Below are 16,918 nucleotides of genomic sequence, written 5' to 3'. Positions count from 1 at the left end.
TCACCCTAGCGGAAGAAGGGGTGAGTAAATACTCACCCACCCATGGACGGGAGCCGGCGATGAAACTGACGGTGTTCGGAGCCACGGGCGGTGTCGGGCGCGAGGTCGTGCGGCAGGCCCTCGATGCGGGTCACGAGGTGACGGCAGTGGTCCGCGACCCCGCCCGGCTGGGCGTGCCCGCGCACGACCGCCTCCAGGTGGCCGTGGTGCGCGATCTGACGGACGAGGACGCGCTGGTCCCGGCCCTCGCAGGCCGGTCGGCGGTGATCTCCGCCCTGGGCTCGGCGAGCAACAAGCAGGCCCGGCTCGCGCCGGTCACCGGGCCGGCGCTGCGGGCCGTCGTATCGGCGATGGACCGGGCGGGGGTGAGCCGCCTCGCGGCGGTGAGCGCGGCGCCGGTCGGGCCGGACGTCGCCACCGACGGGTTCGTGGCCCGGAGGATCTTCCTCCCCCTGCTGCGCCGGGCCCTGCGCGATCTGTACGCGGACCTGGCGGCCATGGAGGCGACGATCCGGGCGAGCGGCACCGAGTGGACGGTGATCCGCCCGCCGCGCCTCCTGAACAAGCCGCGCACCGGCTACCGCCGGGTCATCGGCGCCAATGTCCCGAACGCGCGCACGATCTCCCGCGCAGATGTCGCGGACGCCCTCCTGGCGTCCCTGACGGACCCGTCGACAAGCCACCAGGCCGTGGGCGTAGCGTCCTGACCCTGCGGGGCTGATTTCAGCCCCGCAGGGAGGGCACCGGCCGGCGCGACCGGGACCCTTCGTGCAGCGGTCAGGCCTTGCGGGCCCGGGCCGTCGTCTTCTTGGCGGCGGCCTTCTTCGCCGGGGCCGCCGTCTTCTTGGCGGCCGTCCGCTTCACGGCGGCCTTCTTCGGCGGGGTCACGAGCGACGCGGCATCAGAGACCCGCTCCGCCCCCAGGATGTCCCGCAGGAACTTGCCCGTGTGGCTCGCGCCCACCGAAGCGATCTGCTCCGGCGTGCCCTCGGCAACCACCAGACCGCCCCCGTAACCACCCTCCGGGCCCATGTCGATGACCCAGTCCGCGGTCTTGATGACGTCCAGGTTGTGCTCGATGACGATCACCGAGTTGCCCTTGTCCACCAGCCCCGACAGCACCTTGATCAGCTTCGAGATGTCCTCGAAGTGCAGACCCGTCGTCGGCTCGTCCAGCACGTACACCGTCCGCCCCGTCGACCGCTTCTGCAGCTCCGACGCCAGCTTCACGCGCTGCGCCTCACCGCCCGACAGCGTCGGCGCCGACTGGCCGAGCCGGACGTACCCCAGCCCCACCTCGTTCAGCGTCCGCAGGTGCCGTGCGATCGTCGGCACCGCCTCGAAGAAGCCCAGCGCCTCCTCGATCGGCATGTTCAGGACCTCGGCGATGGACTTGCCCTTGTAGTGGACCTCCAGCGTCTCCCGGTTGTACCGGTCGCCGTGGCAGACCTCGCACGGGACGTACACGTCCGGCAGGAAGTTCATCTCGATCTTGATGGTGCCGTCGCCGGAGCAGTTCTCGCACCGGCCGCCCTTCACGTTGAAGGAGAAGCGGCCCGGCAGGTAGCCGCGCACCTTCGCCTCCATCGTCTCCGCGAAGAGCTTGCGCACGTGGTCGAAGACGCCCGTGTACGTCGCCGGGTTCGACCGCGGGGTCCGGCCGATCGGCGACTGGTCGACGTGCACGACCTTGTCGACGAGGTCGTCCCCGTCCACCCGCGTGTGCCGTCCCGGCACCGACCGGGCGCCGTTCAGCTCGCGCGCCAGGTGCGTGTACAGGATGTCGTTGACCAGCGTCGACTTGCCCGAACCCGACACGCCCGTCACCGCCGTGAGCACGCCCAGCGGGAAGGACACGTCGATGTCCCGCAGGTTGTTCTCCTTGGCGCCGTGGACGGTCAGCTTCCGGTCCCCGTTGACGGGCCGGCGGATGTCCGGCACCGCGATGGACCGCTTGCCGGACAGGTACTGCCCGGTCATCGAGTCGCCGTTCTTCAGCAGCTCCTTCAGCGAGCCGCTGTGCACGACCCTGCCGCCGTGCTCGCCGGCGCCCGGGCCGATGTCCACGACCCAGTCGGCCACCTTGATGGTGTCCTCGTCGTGCTCGACCACGATCAGGGTGTTGCCCATGTCCCGCAGCCGCACCAGCGTCTCGATCAGCCGGTGGTTGTCCCGCTGGTGCAGCCCGATGGAGGGCTCGTCCAGCACGTACAGCACGCCCACCAGGCCGGAGCCGATCTGGGTGGCGAGGCGGATGCGCTGGGCCTCGCCGCCCGACAGGGTGCCGGCGGCGCGGTTCAGCGAGAGGTAGTCCAGGCCGACGTCGACGAGGAAGCGGAGCCGCTCGTTGACCTCCTTCAGGACCCGCTCGGCGATCTTCTTGTCGCGGGCGTCGAGCTTCATCCGCCCGAGGAAGTCCGCGCACTCGCTGATCGACATCGCGGCGACCTCGGCGATGGACTTCTCCATCACCGTCACCGCGAGCACGATCGGCTTGAGCCGGGTGCCCTCACACGTCGGGCAGGGCACCTCGCGCATGTAGCCCTCGAAGCGCTCGCGGCTGGCGTCGCTCTCGGACTCGGAGTGCCGGCGCTTGACGAACGGCACGGCGCCCTCGAAGGCCGTCGTGTACGCCCGCTCCCGCCCGTACCGGTTGCGGTAGCGGACCTCGATCTGCGTCTTGTGCCCGTACAGCAGGGCCTTCTTCGCCCGCTGCGGCAGCCCGGCCCACGGGATGTCCGTACGGAAGCCCAGCTCGCCGGCGAGCGCGCCGATCAGCCGCTGGAAGTAGTCCTTGGTGTGGCCGAGGGACCACGGGGAGACCGCGCCCTCGTCCAGGGACTTGTCCTCGTCGGGGACGATCAGCTCCGGGTCCACCTCCATGCGCGTACCGATGCCGGTGCACTCGGGGCAGGCGCCGAAGGGGGAGTTGAAGGAGAAGGAGCGCGGCTCCAGCTCCTCGAACGACAGGTCGTCGTACGGGCAGTAGAGGTGCTCGGAGTACATCCGCTCACGCTCGGGGTCGTCCTCGGCGAGGTCGACGAAGTCCAGGATCACCATGCCGCCGGAGAGCCCGAGGGCGGTCTCCACGGAGTCGGTGAGCCGGCGCTTGGCGCTGTCCTTGACGGTGAGGCGGTCGATGACCACCTCGATCGTGTGCTTCTCCTGCTTCTTCAGCGTGGGCGGCTCGGAGAGCTGGATGGTCTCCCCGTCCACCCGCGCCCGGCTGTAGCCCTTGGTCTGGAGGTCGGAGAAGAGGTCGACGAACTCGCCCTTGCGCTCGCGCACCAGCGGCGAGAGCACCTGGAAGCGGCTGCCCTCGGGGAGCGCGAGCACCTTGTCGACGATCGCCTGCGGCGACTGGCGCGAGATGGGGCGGCGGCACTCGGGGCAGTGGGGCTTGCCGATGCGCGCGAAGAGCAGGCGGAGGTAGTCGTAGACCTCGGTGATGGTGCCGACCGTCGAGCGCGGATTGCGCGAGGTCGACTTCTGGTCGATCGAGACGGCCGGCGAGAGCCCCTCGATGAAGTCCACGTCGGGCTTGTCCATCTGGCCCAGGAACTGGCGGGCGTACGACGAGAGCGACTCGACGTAGCGGCGCTGGCCCTCGGCGAAGATCGTATCGAAGGCCAGGGAGGACTTGCCCGAACCGGAGAGTCCGGTGAAGACGATGAGTGAGTCGCGGGGCAGGTCGAGCGAGACGTTCTTGAGGTTGTGCTCGCGAGCGCCACGAACGATGAGACGGTCGGTCACGCCGGTCCGCACCTTTCTTGAGAGAGCGGGGCACGGGCCCCCGTCCCAGGGTATGGGGGGCGCCTCTGCAACGGGGAAGAGAGCTTGGACTTCGAGCGTATAGCACGCGCATTCGATTTACGGCACTCCCCGGACGGCTTCACCCGTTCGTGTGGCCGGGGCGGCTCGGCACTAGGCTCGGATCCATGACTGATCATGTGCACGACCTGCAATCTGTACGTGAAGCCACGGACCGACTGCTGACCGCGGTCGCGAAACTGGACAACGCCGCCCTCGCCGAGGAGTCACACCTCCCGGGCTGGACCCGCGGCCACGTGCTGGCCCACCTCGCGCGCAACGCGGACGCCCTCGTCAACGTCTTCGCGGGCCGCCCGATGTACCCGAGCGCCGAGGCCCGCGACGCCGACATCGAGCGCGACGCCCCGCGCCCGCTGGACGTCCAGCTCGCCGACGTGCGCGAGACCCACGCCGGCTTCCTGGCGCAGACCGCGCAGGACCAGGACTGGTCGCGCACAGTCGAGCTGCGGAACGGGGTCACCGACCTGGCCGCGAACGTACCCTTCCGCCGGCTCGTCGAGGTCGAGCTGCACCACGTCGACCTGAACATCGGCTACGAGCTCTCCGACCTCCCGGAGGAGTTCACCGGGCGCGAGATCGCCTTCCTCGCCGACCGCTGGGCCGGGCGCCCCGAGGTGCCCCCGGTGACCCTGCAGGTCGAGGGCGACGGCAGCGGTTCCACGTGGCACACCGGCGGCACCGAGGGCGGGCCGGTCACCCTGGTCGGCACCGGGGCCGAGCTCCTCGGCTGGCTGGCCGGGCGCGCCGACAGGGGCGCACACCTCACTGTCGTGGGCGGCCTCCTCCCGACGCTCCCCCCGCTTTAGGATCAGGACATGACGTACAGCGGAGCGGTCAAGGTCGGCGGTCCGGCCGACGTGCACGAACTCCCGGACCTGATGATTTCCAAGGTCGCGGTGGGCCCCATGAACAACAACGCGTACCTGCTGCGCTGCCGGGCCACCGACGAGCAGCTGCTGATCGACGCGGCCGCGGAGCCGGCGACCCTGCTGCACCTGATCGGCGACGACGGCATCGCGTCCGTCGTCACGACGCACCGGCACGGCGACCACTGGGGCGCCCTCCAGGCCGTGGTCGATGCGACCGGCGCGCGTACCTACGCGGGCGCCGACGACGCCGAGGGCATCCCGGTGGCCACCGACGTGCCCGTGGCGGACGGGGACACGATCAAGGTGGGGCGGGTCGAGCTGACCGCCCGCCACCTGGTCGGGCACACCCCCGGCTCGATCGCCCTGATCTACGACGACCCGCACGGGCACGCGCACGTGTTCACCGGGGACTGCCTCTTCCCGGGCGGCGTCGGCAACACCGGGGGCGACCCGAAGGCCTTCGTCAACCTCATCGACGACGTGGAGACGAAGCTCTTCGGGCAGCTGTCGGACGAGACCTGGGTCTACCCGGGGCACGGCAACGACACCACGCTCGGCGCGGAGCGGCCGCACCTGGCCGAATGGCGCGAGCGCGGCTGGTAACACCCGCCCGGTCCCGGTCAACACCGCGACAGGAAGCACTCCTTCCGGTCGAAGATGACCGAACGCACGTCCTGGGGTGTGGGGCGGGGTAATTGCTGCACCATGCAACAAGACCCCTCCCCCGCCCTCCCTCTCCCCGTCGTTCCCCGTTCCCCCTCGATGCTGCGGCTGGCCTCGGCCTCGCTCGCCGGAACGGCCATCGAGTTCTACGACTTCTTCGTCTACGGGACGGCCGCCGCCCTCGTGCTCGGCCCGCTGTTCTTCCCGTCCTTCTCCCCGCTCGCCGGGACCCTCGCCGCCTTCGGCACCTTCGGCGTCGGCTTCCTCGCCCGCCCGCTGGGCTCGGTGCTCTTCGGCCACATCGGCGACCGCTACGGGCGGCGCCCGGTCCTGCTCGCCTCCCTGCTGCTCACGGGCCTCGCCACGGTGGCGGTCGGCTGCGTGCCGACGTACGCGACGATCGGCATGGCGGCGCCCCTCCTGCTGCTGGTGCTGCGCTTCCTGCAGGGGCTCGGCCTCGGCGGCGAGTGGGGCGGCGCGGTCCTGCTGACCGCCGAGCACGCCCCCGAGCAGCAGCGCGGGCTGTGGGCGAGCTTCCCGCAGGCCGGCCCGGCGGTGGGCTTCCTGCTGGCGAACGGCATGACCCTCACCCTGTCGGCGACGCTGACCGACGGGCAGTTCGCCTCCTGGGGCTGGCGCGTCCCGTTCTGGGCGGCGGGCGTACTGGCCCTCGCCGGGCTGTGGCTGCGCCGCTCGGTGGAGGAGACCCCGCAGTTCCGCGCCCTCGCCGAGACCGGCCGGCGCTCCGACGCGCCGCTGTCCGAGGTGGTGCGCGGGCACTGGCGGCTGCTCCTGCTGACCGGCGGGGCCCTGTCCGTCGGGTACGCGGTCTTCTACGCCGTCACCACCTGGTCCCTCGCGTACGCGACCGAGCACCTGCGCGTGGACCGCACGGTGATGCTGGCCTGCATCATGGCGGCCGTCGCGCTCAAGGGCCTGATGACCCCGGTGATGGCGGTGCTCGGCGACCGCCACGGCCGGCGGCCGCTGTGCCTGGTCGGCTGCGCGCTCTGCCTGGTGTGGATGTTCCCGTTCATCGCGTTGCTGCGCACCGGGGACCCGCTGCTGATGACGGTGGGCTGCTTCGGCGGGCTGCTGGGCATGGTGACGATGTTCGCCGTGGTGGGCGCGTACCTGCCGGAGCTGTACGCCCCGCGGATCCGCTGCACGGGCGCGGCCGTGGGCTACAACCTGGGCGGGGTGCTGGGCGGCGCGCTGACCCCGATCGTGGCGACGGCGCTGGCGGACGGTTCCGGTCCGCCGTGGGGCGTGGCCGTGTACCTGAGCGCGATCGCGCTGCTCAGCCTGGTCTGCTTCGCGCTGCTCCCGGAGACGAACCCGACGGTCGTGCGGGCCCGGACGACCGGCCCGGGTACCGCGTCGGGCGCGGGTACGGGAACGGGGGCGGCCGAAGCGGCCGCCCCCGCGTAGCCCCTCGGGGCCGTGGGGCCCTACGCGTCGATGCTCTCCGAGCGGGCGGCGGCCTCGGCGGCCGCCTGCTTCTTCGAGGCCATCAGGCTGGTGATCGTGGTGATCACGAGGACACCGCAGATGACGCCCAGGGAGACCGGGATGGAGATCTGCGGGACGTGCACGCCGGACTCGTGGAGGGCGTGCAGCACCAGCTTGATGCCGATGAAGCCGAGGATGACGGACAGGCCGTAGCTGAGGTGGACCAGCTTCTTGAGCAGGCCGCCGATGAGGAAGTACAGCTGGCGCAGTCCCATCAGGGCGAAGGCGTTGGCCGTGAAGACGATGTACGGGTCCTGCGTGAGGCCGAAGATCGCGGGGATCGAGTCCAGGGCGAACAGCACGTCGGTGGTGCCGATGGCCAGCATCACGATCATCAGCGGGGTCAGGATCCGCTTGCCGTTGTTCCGGATGAAGAGCTTGGTGCCGTGGTACTGGTCGGCGACGCCGAACTTGCTCTCGATGGACTTGAGGAGGCGGTTCTCCTCGAACTCCTCCTCGTCCTCGTCCTGGCGCGCCTCCTGGATCAGCTTCCAGGCCGTGTAGATGAGGAACGCGCCGAAGATGTAGAAGACCCACGAGAAGTTGGTGATGATCGCGGCGCCGGCGGCGATGAAGATCGCGCGGAGCACCAGGGCGATCAGCACGCCCACCAGCAGCACGCGCTGCTGGAGCTGGGAGGGCACCGCGAACTTGGCCATGATCAGGACGAACACGAACAGGTTGTCCACGCTCAGGGACTTCTCGGTGATGAAGCCGGCGAAGAACTCCTGGGAGGCCTGGCTGTTGCCGAAGAACATCAGTCCGAGGCCGAAGAGCACGGCGAGGACGATCCAGACGACCGTCCATATGCCGGCTTCCTTCACCGACACGTCATGGGGCTTGCGGCCGATGAAGAAATCGGCGCCGATGAGGATGCTCAGACCGAGAATGGTCAGCACCCAGAGGGTCAACGAAACATCCACTGCTTATTCGCCTCCGGCAGATGGCTCAGCACACATGTCAGCGTCATCGCTGCCGGAGGTCTCTTCCGCCCGGGCGGCCTGGAGGCCGTGGGCCGGCGCCCCGGGACCGACTGGTCCGTATTGACGGGTACGCCGTAGCAGGAAAGCAGGAATACTCCCCTCCGCGCGCCCAGGTTACCCGCCAGAGCCCGAAAAGGTAAAGAGAAGCCCAAGGATCGGTCATGGGCGGGCATTGCGCCGGGTCGCGGCGATCCGGTCCAGGGTCTGCTCCAGGACCCGGCTGCCCTGCGGCGGCAGGTCCGGCTCGAAGGTCCAGGCGTGGCCGACCCACGGGTCGGCGAGGTGGTTGTCCGGCACCGGCGACAGCCGCATCAGCGAGCGCCACAGCGGGTCGAGCAGCGGCCCGTACGCCGAGGCCTCGTCGCGGTCCGCCACCATCAGCAGGTGCACGCCGACCGCCGGACCCTCGTCGGCCAGGTAGCGCAGCCGGGTGACGGCCCGGTCGTCGAAGCCGTGCGGGAAGTCGTGCACGATCAGCAGCTGGTCGGCGGTGTCCACATCGGGCGGCAGCTCCTCGGGCGCCCCGGCCCGCACGGCCATCTGTACGAGGTCCACCCGCCGGGTCAGCTCGGCCAGGGTCCGGGTGACCCCGGCGGCCCCGGCAGCGGGCGGGCCGGCCAGCGCCCCGGCCGCGACGAGCGGCGCCAGGGAGGCGGCCCCCGCCCCGGCAGCGTCGATGACGTGCACGGAGAACCGGTCCCCGGGGTGGACCGCGAGCAGCCGGACCGCATGGGCGACGGCCATGTCCATGGCGGCCCGGCGCAGCCGGTCGGTGTCCATCGTCATGGCGGCCTCGGAGCCGGTGCGGCCGTTGTCGATCCACAGCCCGCGCTCGAGCGGGAGCCGCACGAGCATGGGGATGCGCAGGTCGGGCCGCTCGGGCAGGTGCAGGTCGCCGAGGCGCAGGGCCATCGGGGCCTCCTCGGGGACCCCGTGCCCGTGCCAGACGGGGTTGGCCCAGCGGGCGTACGGGGCCGGCAGCGCGGGCTCGACCACCTCGGACTCGGCGATCAGCTGGGCGAGGTCCCGGTCGAGCACGGCCTTGGCCTGGTCGACGAGCTCGTCGTGGCGGGCCCGGGCCTCGTCGCGGGCGGCGTTGCCGGAGCCTCCGAGGCGGTGGCGGGGGTCGGACAGCGCCTCGTCGAGCTCACGGTCCATCCGGGACTCGGCGAAGTCGCAGGCGCTGCGGTAGGCGGCCACCGAGCGGGCCAGGTCCTCGAACATGCCCCAGACCTGGTTGTAGAGCCGCTCGTCCATGGACCAGCCGGCGGCGTCGCCGGCGACGGGCACGGGCGGCCGGCCGGGCTGCGCGGGCGCGGCGGGCTGCGGCGCCGGTTCGGGCGGCTCGGTGGTGCTGCGGCGCCGGCGCGGGTGCACGTAGCTGAGGGTGGGCGCGCTCAGCGTCGGCGGGCCGTCGCCGCAGTCCCCGGGCGGGGCGCCGGGCATACCGGGGTACGGGGCTCCGGAGACCGGCACCGGGGCCGGCTCCGGCTGCTCGGGGGCCGCCGGGGCGGGCACGGCCGAAGCCGCGTCCTGCGGTTCCGGGCGGCCGAGCGGAGCCCCGGGGACGGCCCCGGGGCGCAGGGGCGCGGCGGGCAGGGACACGGTGGGCGCGGGCTCCCGCGTGGCCTCGTCCCGCGCGGCCGCTCCCACGACCGCCGCGGCGAGCGCGAGGGCGGCCGGTGCGCCCAGTCCGGCGTCGGCGAGCAGCGCGCCGAGCCCGTCGGCGTACCCCTGGCCCACGGCGCGGACCTTCCAGGCGCCCTGGCGCCGGTAGAGCTCGAGGGCCACCACGGCGGTCTCGGACTCCAGCCCGGTGACGGTGTACCCGGCGAGCTCGGCGCCCTCCGGCTCGGCCACGGCCACGTACGAGGCGGGGGCCGCGCCGAAGCGCACCGGTCCGCCGGGCGGCAGGACGAGCACCACGCCGAGCCGGTGCACGGACGGTGCGACGGCATCGAGGTCGACGGCGAAGCGGTGCTCGCCCGCCACGGCCCCCGGCACCTCCAGTCCGGGCAGGTTCCGGGCACCGGGGTGGGCCACCGACTCGGGGCCGGCCAGCCGGCCCGCGTCATCGCAGGCCGAGGCCAGGGCCAGGACGGGCGTGCCCGCCGAGACCCTGATCTCCACCTGCGTCCGGGACAGGGGGTGGTTCTGCCCCCGGACCAGTTCGGCCGTCATCGTGCAGCCCTCCCCCGCGCCCTTGCTCTTCTGTTCCGGTGCTCTGCCGTACTGCAGTGGTGCCGTAAGGCGGTGGTGCCGTACGGCTTACAGGTGCGGCAGGATCGCCGGCATCAGGTCCTGGAAGGTGCGGCCGTTGGCGGGGTTGCCGAGGGCCGTCATCTGCCAGCCGCTGCCGGCGCGCGACACCTTCGCCATGATCTGCGCGGTGTACTGCCCGCCGCCGTCCAGGGTGTAGCGGGCCAGCTCCTGGCCGTTGGTCTCGTCGACGATGCGGCAGAACGCGTTCTGCACCTCCTGGAACGTCTGGCCGGTGAACGAGTTCACCGTGAAGACGATCTGGTCGATGTGCACGGGCACGCGCTGGAGGTCGACGAGGATCGACTCGTCGTCGCCGCCCTGGCCGGCGCCGCCGACGAGGTTGTCACCGGTGTGCCGGACCGAGCCGTCGTCGCTCTGCAGGTGCCGGAAGAACACCACGTCCACCGGCTGCTTGTCGGCGAAGAGCACCGCCGACGCGTCCAGGTCGATCTCCCGGGTCCGCGAGCCGAACAGCCCGCGGCGCTTGGCCGCCTGCCAGCCGAGGCCCATCCGGACCGCGGTCAGGGTGCCCCCGTCCTGCTTCTGCAGACTGATGGCCTGACCCTTGGTCATGTTGACCGTCACGCGCTGTCCCCTCTCCTAGCCCGCCCCCGATGTGGGTGCGCACATGTACCTGCGGCTGCTGCCAACCCTACTGACCGGCCCCGGGTCAGGCGAGGCCCGCTTCCTTCATCTGCCGCAGCTCCTTCTTCAGCTCGCCCACCTCGTCCCGGATCCGGGCCGCGACCTCGAACTGGAGCTCGGCCGCCGCTCCCCGCATCCGCTCCGTCATCTGCTCGATGAGCGCGGCCAGTTCCTCGGCCGGACGGTCCGTCAGCGACGCGGCCGCCTTGGCCGCCTTGGCCGCCTTGGCTCCCTTGACCCCCTTGCCGCCCACGGTGACCTGGCCCGCCTTGACCACGCCGAGCGAAGGCACGGGCGCCTTGGCGCCCTTGCCGTCCTTCCCCTGGCGGTACCCGGTGCCGAGGAGCTCCTCGGTGTCCAGTTCCTCGCGGGCGATGGTGGCGACGATGTCGTTGATCTTCTTGCGCAGCGGCTGCGGGTCGATCCCGTTCGCCGTGTTGTAGGCGACCTGCTTCTCCCGGCGGCGGTTGGTCTCGTCGATCGCCTGCGCCATCGCCGGGGTGATGCTGTCCGCGTACATGTGGACCTGGCCCGACACGTTGCGCGCCGCGCGGCCGATGGTCTGGATCAGGGAGGTCCCCGAGCGCAGGAAGCCCTGCTTGTCGGCGTCGAGGATCGCCACCAGCGACACCTCGGGCAGGTCGAGGCCCTCGCGCAGCAGGTTGATGCCGACCAGGACGTCGTACTCGCCAGCGCGCAGCTCGCGCAGCAGCTCGATGCGGCGCAGGGTGTCGACGTCGCTGTGCAGGTAGCGGACCTGGATGCCGAGCTCCAGGAAGTAGTCCGTGAGGTCCTCGGCCATCTTCTTGGTGAGGGTGGCGACCAGGACGCGCTCGTCCTTCTCCACCCGCTGCCGGATCTCGTGGACCAGGTCGTCGATCTGCCCCTCGGTGGGCTTGACCACGACCTCGGGGTCGATGAGCCCGGTGGGGCGGATGATCTGCTCGACGAAGCCGTCGCCGCGGGAGAGCTCGTACTTGCCCGGGGTCGCCGACAGGTAGACCGTCTGGCCGATCCGCTCCTGGAACTCCTCCCACTTCAGCGGCCGGTTGTCGAGGGCGGAGGGCAGCCGGAAGCCGTGGTCGACCAGGGTCCGCTTGCGCGAGGCGTCGCCCTCGTACATCGCACCGATCTGCGGCACCGTGACGTGCGACTCGTCGATGACGAGGAGGAAGTCCTCGGGGAAGTAGTCGATGAGGGTGTTGGGCGCGGAGCCGCGCTCGCGGTCGTCCATGTGCAGCGAGTAGTTCTCGATGCCGGAGCAGGACCCGATCTGGCGCATCATCTCCAGGTCGTACGTGGTGCGCATGCGCAGCCGCTGCGCCTCCAGCATCTTGCCCTGCTTCTCCAGCTCGGCGAGGCGCTCCGCGAGCTCCTTCTCGATGCCGGCGACCGCCTTCTCCATGCGCTCGGGGCCGGCGACGTAGTGGCTGGCGGGGAAGACGTACAGCTCGCGGTCCTCGCTGATGACCTCGCCGGTCAGCGGGTGCAGGGTGGACAGGGCCTCGATCTCGTCGCCGAACATCTCGATGCGGACGGCCAGTTCCTCGTAGACCGGGAAGATCTCGATGGTGTCCCCGCGCACGCGGAAGGTGCCGCGGGTGAAGGCCACGTCGTTGCGCGTGTACTGGATGTCGACGAAGCGGCGCAGCAGCTGGTCCCGGTCCATCTCCTCGCCGACCTTGAGGGGGACCATCCGGTCGACGTACTCCTGCGGGGTGCCGAGGCCGTAGATACAGGACACGGACGCCACGACGATCACGTCGCGCCGGGTGAGCAGCGAGTTGGTCGCGGAGTGGCGCAGCCGCTCCACCTCCTCGTTGATCGAGGAGTCCTTCTCGATGTAGGTGTCCGACTGCGGAACGTACGCCTCGGGCTGGTAGTAGTCGTAGTACGAGACGAAGTACTCGACGGCGTTGTTCGGCAGGAGCTCGCGGAACTCGTTCGCCAGCTGGGCGGCGAGGGTCTTGTTCGGCGCCATCACGAGGGTCGGGCGCTGGAGCTTCTCGATCATCCAGGCGGTGGTCGCCGACTTGCCGGTGCCGGTCGCACCCAGCAGGACGACATCCTTCTCACCTGCACGGATGCGCTTTTCCAGCTCGGCGATGGCCGCCGGCTGGTCGCCGCTGGGCTGGTAGGGGCTGAGCACCTCGAAAGGCGCCACCGTGCGTTCGATCTTCGATACGGGCCGCATGAGTCCACCGTACGACCCGCCACTGACACTCACGCAGCCGCGCGCGGTCCCGGGCGCCGCGCCAGGTCCGGCGGGCGGGGCGGAAGTCCTCCTTTCTGGTCCGTTTGTCGTAGTTCGGTGGCGGCCCCGTGATCATCAACCGCATGATCGCCGTAGAGGTCCCCCGTGTAGTGCATCGCCGCAACGTCTGCCATTCCGCACGCGTCTGACGCAGGAACAGGGCTCCGAACCGAGGAGAACGCACATGTACGTCCGACCCGCCGCCGCGGCCGCCGCCGCATTCCTGGGCTTCACCCTGACCGTCCTGGGCGGGACGACCTCGTCCGCCGCCACCGGCCCCTCCTCCCCCGCTTCCCCGGCCTCCCCCGCCGGCGCCACCGGCGCGACGGGGCTGCTGGGCCCCGTCGTGTACGCCCACCGGGGGGCTTCGGCGTACGCACCGGAGAACACCCTCGAGGCGATCGACCTCGCGATGCGGCTGGGCTTCGACTGGGTCGAGAACGACGTCCAGCGCACCAGGGACGGGGAGCTGGTCGTGGTCCACGACGACACCCTGGCCCGCACCACCGACGTCGAGCAGGTGTTCCCCGATCGCAAGCCCTGGCCGGTCAAGGACTTCACGGCGGCGGAGATCGCCACGCTCGACGCGGGCAGCTGGTTCGGACCGCAGTTCACGGGCGCCCGGATCCCGACCCTGCGGGAGTACCTCGCCCGGGTGGACCGCAACCGGCAGCGGCTGCTGCTGGAGATCAAGAAGCCCGAGCTGTACCCCGGGATCGAGCAGGAGACGCTGCAGGTGCTGGACGAGGCGGGCTGGCTCGACGCGGACCACGTGCAGCGCCGCCTGGTCGTGCAGAGCTTCAGCGCCGACTCCGTACGCATCGTCCACGGCATGCGCCCGGACCTCGTGACCGCCTTCCTGGGCACCCCGACCGTCGCCGACCTGCCGAAGTACGCCGAGTTCACGGACCGGATCAACCCGTGGCACACCACCATCTCGGCCGACTGGGTGGCGGCGGTGCACGGCCTGCTGGGCGCCCACGGCAAGAAGATGGAGGTGGACACCTGGATCGTGGACGACGCGGCGACGGCCCGGAAGGTGCAGGGGATGGGCGTGGACGGGATCATCACCAACACCCCGGACGTCGTGCAGCAGGCGGTGCTCGGGGTCTTCGTGTACTAGGGGGTGTCGGACCCTCCCCGTACGGTGGAGGGGTGGACAGCACCGAGCGGCCCCGCGGGCCGCACCTCGAATGGACCGTCGTCCCCGGCGAAAGCGCCATCGGCGGGCCCCTGCTCCTGGCCGCGACCCCGCAGGGGCTGGTCCGGGTCGAGTTCCATGCCGGTCCGGGCCGGGTCGAGAAGATGATCGGCTCCCTCGTCTCCCGGCTCGGCGCCGACGCCTGGCGCCCGCCGCCGGGCGAGGAGGTGCTGCTGGCCGAGCCGATACGCCAGCTGACCGCCTACTTCGCGGGCTCGCTCAAGCGCTTCGACCTGCCGCTGGACTGGCGGCTCAGCTCCGGCTTCAACCGGCAGGTGCTCCAGGAGCTGGACCGCTCGGTGTCGTACGGGGCGGTCGTGGGGTACGGGGAGCTCGCGGCCCGCGTCGGACAGCCGGGCGCGGCCCAGGCCGTGGGCAACGCCATGGGGTCGAACCCGCTGCCGCTGGTGGTGGCCTGCCACCGGGTCGTGGAGAACGACGGGGGCATCGGCGGTTTCGGCGGCGGGGTGGAGACCAAGCGGTCCCTGCTGGCGCTGGAGGGCGTCCTGCCGCAGCCGCTGTTCTGAGGGGGTGGCGGGGTGCGCGGGCCGGGCCGCGGGCCGGGGCACCGGCGCGGGCGGCAGGCGCGGGGGTGCATCCCCCGTTCCGTCCGGCCGTAAGGGGTGCGAAACTGCCGCGGTGACTACTGCCACCGCCTCCGGCCGCCCCGCGCCCGTATACCGCCCTGCGCCGCCGCGACGGCGGTGGGCGGCATGACCGCCGTCCCCGGCACCGACCGGCCCGCTCCGCCGGCCGGACTGGCGGATCTGCCCAGGCTGCAGCGGCGCACCTCGGGGGTGCTGATCGCGAGCCAGATGCTGGGCGGCCTCGGCGTGCCCATCAGCATCGCCCTGGCCCCGGTCCTCGCGACGCAGGTCAGCGGCACCGAGTCGCTGTCCGGCTTCGCCTCCACCGCCGCGGTGATCGGCACCGCGGCCGTCTCCCTGCCGCTCGCCGCCCTGATGACCGCGCGCGGGCGCCGCCCGGGGCTGGTCCTCGGGTACGGGATCGGCGCCGCCGGTGCGGCCCTGGTGGTCCTCGCCACCGCGATCAAGAGCTTCCCGCTGCTGATGCTCGGCATGGCCGCCTTCGGAGCGGCCTCCTCCGCCAACCTCCAGGCCCGGTTCGCGGCCGCCGACCTCGCCGCCCCGGACCGGCGGGCCCGGGCCGTCGCCGTCGTCGTCTGGGCCTCGACCCTCGGCGCGGTGCTCGGTCCCAACCTCTCCGCCCCGGCCAGCCGGAGCTTCGCCGGGACCTCCATACCCGAGACGGCGGGCCCCTTCGTCTGGGCCGGCGCCGTCTTCGTCCTCACCGGCACCCTGATCGGCGTATTCCTGCGGCCGGACCCGCTGCTGACGGCCCGGGCGCTGGCCGGGCCCGAGGAGCAGACCCGCGAGGGCCGTTCGCTGCGCGCGGGGCTCGCGGCCGTCAAGGCCTCCCCGCGGGCGCGGCTGGCCCTGGTCACCGTCGCGGTGTCCCACACCACCATGGTCTCGATCATGGTGATGACCCCGGTCGACCTGGGCCACCACGGCGCCGGGCTGGAGCTCGTCGGTCTGGTGATCAGCGGCCACATCGCCGGTATGTTCGCCTTCTCGCCGGTCATGGGCTGGCTCGCGGACCGGGTCGGCCGGCTCTCGGTGATCGGCCTGGCGGCCGGGCTGCTGTCGCTGGCGGCCCTGCTCGCCGGCACCGCCGGACCCGACCACGCGCAGAGCGCCGCCGGCCTGTTCCTGCTCGGCCTGGGCTGGTCCGCGGGCATGGTGTCCGGCTCGGCACTGCTCACCGACTCGGTGCCGCAGGCCGCGCGGGCCGCCGTACAGGGTCTGAGCGACCTCACGATGAACACCTGCGCGGGCGTGGGCGGCGCGGCCGCCGGCCTGGTCATGTCCCACGCGGGCTACGGCTGGCTGAACGTGATCGGCGCGGGCCTGCTGCTGCCGATGGCGGCGCTCGCCCTGTTCACCGGGCGCCGTCATCCCGCTGCCGCTAACAGCTGATGTGGTAGGCCTTGCGCAGCGTCTCGTGGACGGTCCAGGTGGTCTTGTCGCCCTCCCGGAGCACACAGGCGGAGCCGGGGCCCACCTCCAGGGTCCCGCCGCCCTCGACCTCGATGGTGGCGCGGCCGCTGACCACGACGAACAGCTCGTTCGCCTCGGTGTCGGTCACCACGCCCGGGGTGATCTGCCAGATGCCGCGCAGCTGCTTGCCGTCGGGGGACTCCCACAGCACCTTGCCCGTCACGACGGGCTCGCCGGAGAGGATCTGGCCGGGATCGAGGTCCTCCACCTCCAGCTCGGCATCCGGTACGGAGACGACGAACGAGGCGGGGCCGTGCTCACTGGTGCTCATGCCGAGTCACCCTAATCCGGCCGTCCGGCAGGCCGCGGTGATCAGAGCGTCCAGGTTCCGCCCGCCGGGCAGGTCAACCTGTCCAGCCGGTTCCCGGCCTCGGCTTCAGCCGGACCGCCGCGCGCCGAGCACCGGCCGGTGAAATCCGGCGGCCTTGGCCGCGCGGACCGGGGCCCGGGCAGACGCGGTGAGCAGGGCGTTCAGTGCCCGGCCCTGGCGGGCGATGCCCGCGTCCCGGTCCGCGTACAGGAGGTCGTACCGGTCGGCGAGTTCGTCGTGGAAGGCGCGGGTGTCCCGGGATTCACGGGGGAGCGCCACTCGGACAGGTTCGGAAGGCGGGCCGGGA

Annotated in this window: 14 protein-coding genes; 7 read left to right on the top strand and 7 right to left on the bottom strand. The window is 71.7% G+C overall.

Annotated features, from left to right (window positions below; all coding sequences use genetic code 11):
• The first annotated feature begins 59 nt into the window (after positions 1-59).
• On the top strand, positions 60-707 hold the full coding sequence (locus tag OG299_RS29115) for an NAD(P)-dependent oxidoreductase (protein WP_327363079.1): 648 nt from the start codon (positions 60-62) through the stop codon (positions 705-707).
• Positions 708-777: 70 nt separating this feature from the next.
• Here OG299_RS29115 and uvrA read toward each other — a convergent pair whose 3' ends face one another.
• Positions 778-3,753, bottom strand: coding sequence for an excinuclease ABC subunit UvrA (uvrA, locus tag OG299_RS29110; protein ID WP_327363078.1), 2,976 nt, complete (start codon positions 3,751-3,753; stop codon positions 778-780).
• A 185-nt stretch (positions 3,754-3,938) separates the two neighbouring features.
• Between uvrA and OG299_RS29105 the strand changes: the two genes are divergently transcribed.
• The 3 genes from OG299_RS29105 (at position 3,939) to OG299_RS29095 (ending at position 6,794) form a co-directional block, all read left to right on the top strand.
• A complete protein-coding gene (locus OG299_RS29105; RefSeq protein ID WP_266630363.1) occupies positions 3,939-4,637 on the top strand; it encodes a maleylpyruvate isomerase family mycothiol-dependent enzyme in 699 nt (232 codons plus the stop codon).
• Positions 4,638-4,646: 9 nt separating this feature from the next.
• Positions 4,647-5,303, top strand: a complete 657-nt coding sequence (locus OG299_RS29100) for an MBL fold metallo-hydrolase (RefSeq protein WP_266630362.1) — start codon at positions 4,647-4,649, stop codon at positions 5,301-5,303.
• Positions 5,304-5,405: 102 nt separating this feature from the next.
• The gene (locus OG299_RS29095) at positions 5,406-6,794 is read left to right on the top strand and encodes an MFS transporter (RefSeq protein ID WP_406511925.1); all 1,389 of its coding nucleotides are present in this window, start codon (positions 5,406-5,408) and stop codon (positions 6,792-6,794) included.
• A gap of 20 nt (positions 6,795-6,814) precedes the next feature.
• Here OG299_RS29095 and OG299_RS29090 read toward each other — a convergent pair whose 3' ends face one another.
• From OG299_RS29090 to uvrB, 4 genes are all read right to left on the bottom strand, one after another.
• Positions 6,815-7,798 carry a TerC/Alx family metal homeostasis membrane protein gene (locus OG299_RS29090; protein ID WP_266630361.1) on the bottom strand — a complete coding sequence of 328 codons (984 nt, stop codon included), beginning with the start codon at positions 7,796-7,798 and terminating at the stop codon, positions 6,815-6,817.
• A 219-nt stretch (positions 7,799-8,017) separates the two neighbouring features.
• On the bottom strand, positions 8,018-10,039 hold the full coding sequence (locus OG299_RS29085) for a TerD family protein (protein WP_327363077.1): 2,022 nt from the start codon (positions 10,037-10,039) through the stop codon (positions 8,018-8,020).
• A gap of 87 nt (positions 10,040-10,126) precedes the next feature.
• Positions 10,127-10,705: a TerD family protein gene (locus OG299_RS29080; RefSeq protein WP_030292185.1), complete on the bottom strand. Its 579-nt coding sequence runs from the start codon at positions 10,703-10,705 to the stop codon at positions 10,127-10,129.
• 85 nt (positions 10,706-10,790) lie between these two features.
• A complete protein-coding gene (gene uvrB / locus OG299_RS29075; protein ID WP_327363076.1) occupies positions 10,791-12,959 on the bottom strand; it encodes an excinuclease ABC subunit UvrB in 2,169 nt (722 codons plus the stop codon).
• Between the two features lie 244 nt (positions 12,960-13,203).
• Here uvrB and OG299_RS29070 point away from each other — a divergent pair, with 244 nt between their 5' ends.
• The 3 genes from OG299_RS29070 (at position 13,204) to OG299_RS29060 (ending at position 16,220) form a co-directional block, all read left to right on the top strand.
• Complete coding sequence (locus tag OG299_RS29070; protein ID WP_266630357.1) at positions 13,204-14,142, top strand: glycerophosphodiester phosphodiesterase; 939 nt, start codon at positions 13,204-13,206, stop codon at positions 14,140-14,142.
• A gap of 32 nt (positions 14,143-14,174) precedes the next feature.
• Positions 14,175-14,747 carry a methylated-DNA--[protein]-cysteine S-methyltransferase gene (locus tag OG299_RS29065; RefSeq protein WP_327363075.1) on the top strand — a complete coding sequence of 191 codons (573 nt, stop codon included), beginning with the start codon at positions 14,175-14,177 and terminating at the stop codon, positions 14,745-14,747.
• A 186-nt stretch (positions 14,748-14,933) separates the two neighbouring features.
• Positions 14,934-16,220: an MFS transporter gene (locus OG299_RS29060; protein WP_266630353.1), complete on the top strand. Its 1,287-nt coding sequence runs from the start codon at positions 14,934-14,936 to the stop codon at positions 16,218-16,220.
• Here the strand turns inward: OG299_RS29060 and OG299_RS29055 are convergent.
• Positions 16,210-16,572, bottom strand: a complete 363-nt coding sequence (locus OG299_RS29055; protein ID WP_266630352.1) for a cupin domain-containing protein — start codon at positions 16,570-16,572, stop codon at positions 16,210-16,212. The two genes, OG299_RS29060 and OG299_RS29055, sit on opposite strands and share 11 nt — an antisense overlap.
• A 105-nt stretch (positions 16,573-16,677) precedes the next feature.
• Positions 16,678-16,890 carry a hypothetical protein gene (locus OG299_RS29050; protein WP_327363074.1) on the bottom strand — a complete coding sequence of 71 codons (213 nt, stop codon included), beginning with the start codon at positions 16,888-16,890 and terminating at the stop codon, positions 16,678-16,680.
• Positions 16,891-16,918 lie beyond the last annotated feature (28 nt).

Source organism: Streptomyces sp. NBC_01296, from assembly GCF_035984415.1.
Lineage (GTDB): Bacteria > Actinomycetota > Actinomycetes > Streptomycetales > Streptomycetaceae > Streptomyces.
This window is presented reverse-complemented; position numbering and strand designations above follow the sequence as displayed.

Excerpts from the sequence above, each read along its gene's own strand:
- OG299_RS29055 (WP_266630352.1), bottom strand. The coding sequence starts at position 16,572 with ATGAGCACCAGTGAGCACGGCCCCGCCTCGTTCGTCGTCTCCGTACCG.
- OG299_RS29095 (WP_406511925.1), top strand. The coding sequence starts at position 5,406 with ATGCAACAAGACCCCTCCCCCGCCCTCCCTCTCCCCGTCGTTCCCCGT.
- OG299_RS29105 (WP_266630363.1), top strand. The coding sequence starts at position 3,939 with ATGACTGATCATGTGCACGACCTGCAATCTGTACGTGAAGCCACGGAC.
- uvrB (WP_327363076.1), bottom strand. The coding sequence starts at position 12,959 with ATGCGGCCCGTATCGAAGATCGAACGCACGGTGGCGCCTTTCGAGGTG.
- OG299_RS29085 (WP_327363077.1), bottom strand. The coding sequence starts at position 10,039 with ATGACGGCCGAACTGGTCCGGGGGCAGAACCACCCCCTGTCCCGGACG.
- OG299_RS29115 (WP_327363079.1), top strand. The coding sequence starts at position 60 with ATGAAACTGACGGTGTTCGGAGCCACGGGCGGTGTCGGGCGCGAGGTC.
- OG299_RS29060 (WP_266630353.1), top strand. The coding sequence starts at position 14,934 with ATGACCGCCGTCCCCGGCACCGACCGGCCCGCTCCGCCGGCCGGACTG.
- OG299_RS29100 (WP_266630362.1), top strand. The coding sequence starts at position 4,647 with ATGACGTACAGCGGAGCGGTCAAGGTCGGCGGTCCGGCCGACGTGCAC.
- OG299_RS29070 (WP_266630357.1), top strand. The coding sequence starts at position 13,204 with ATGTACGTCCGACCCGCCGCCGCGGCCGCCGCCGCATTCCTGGGCTTC.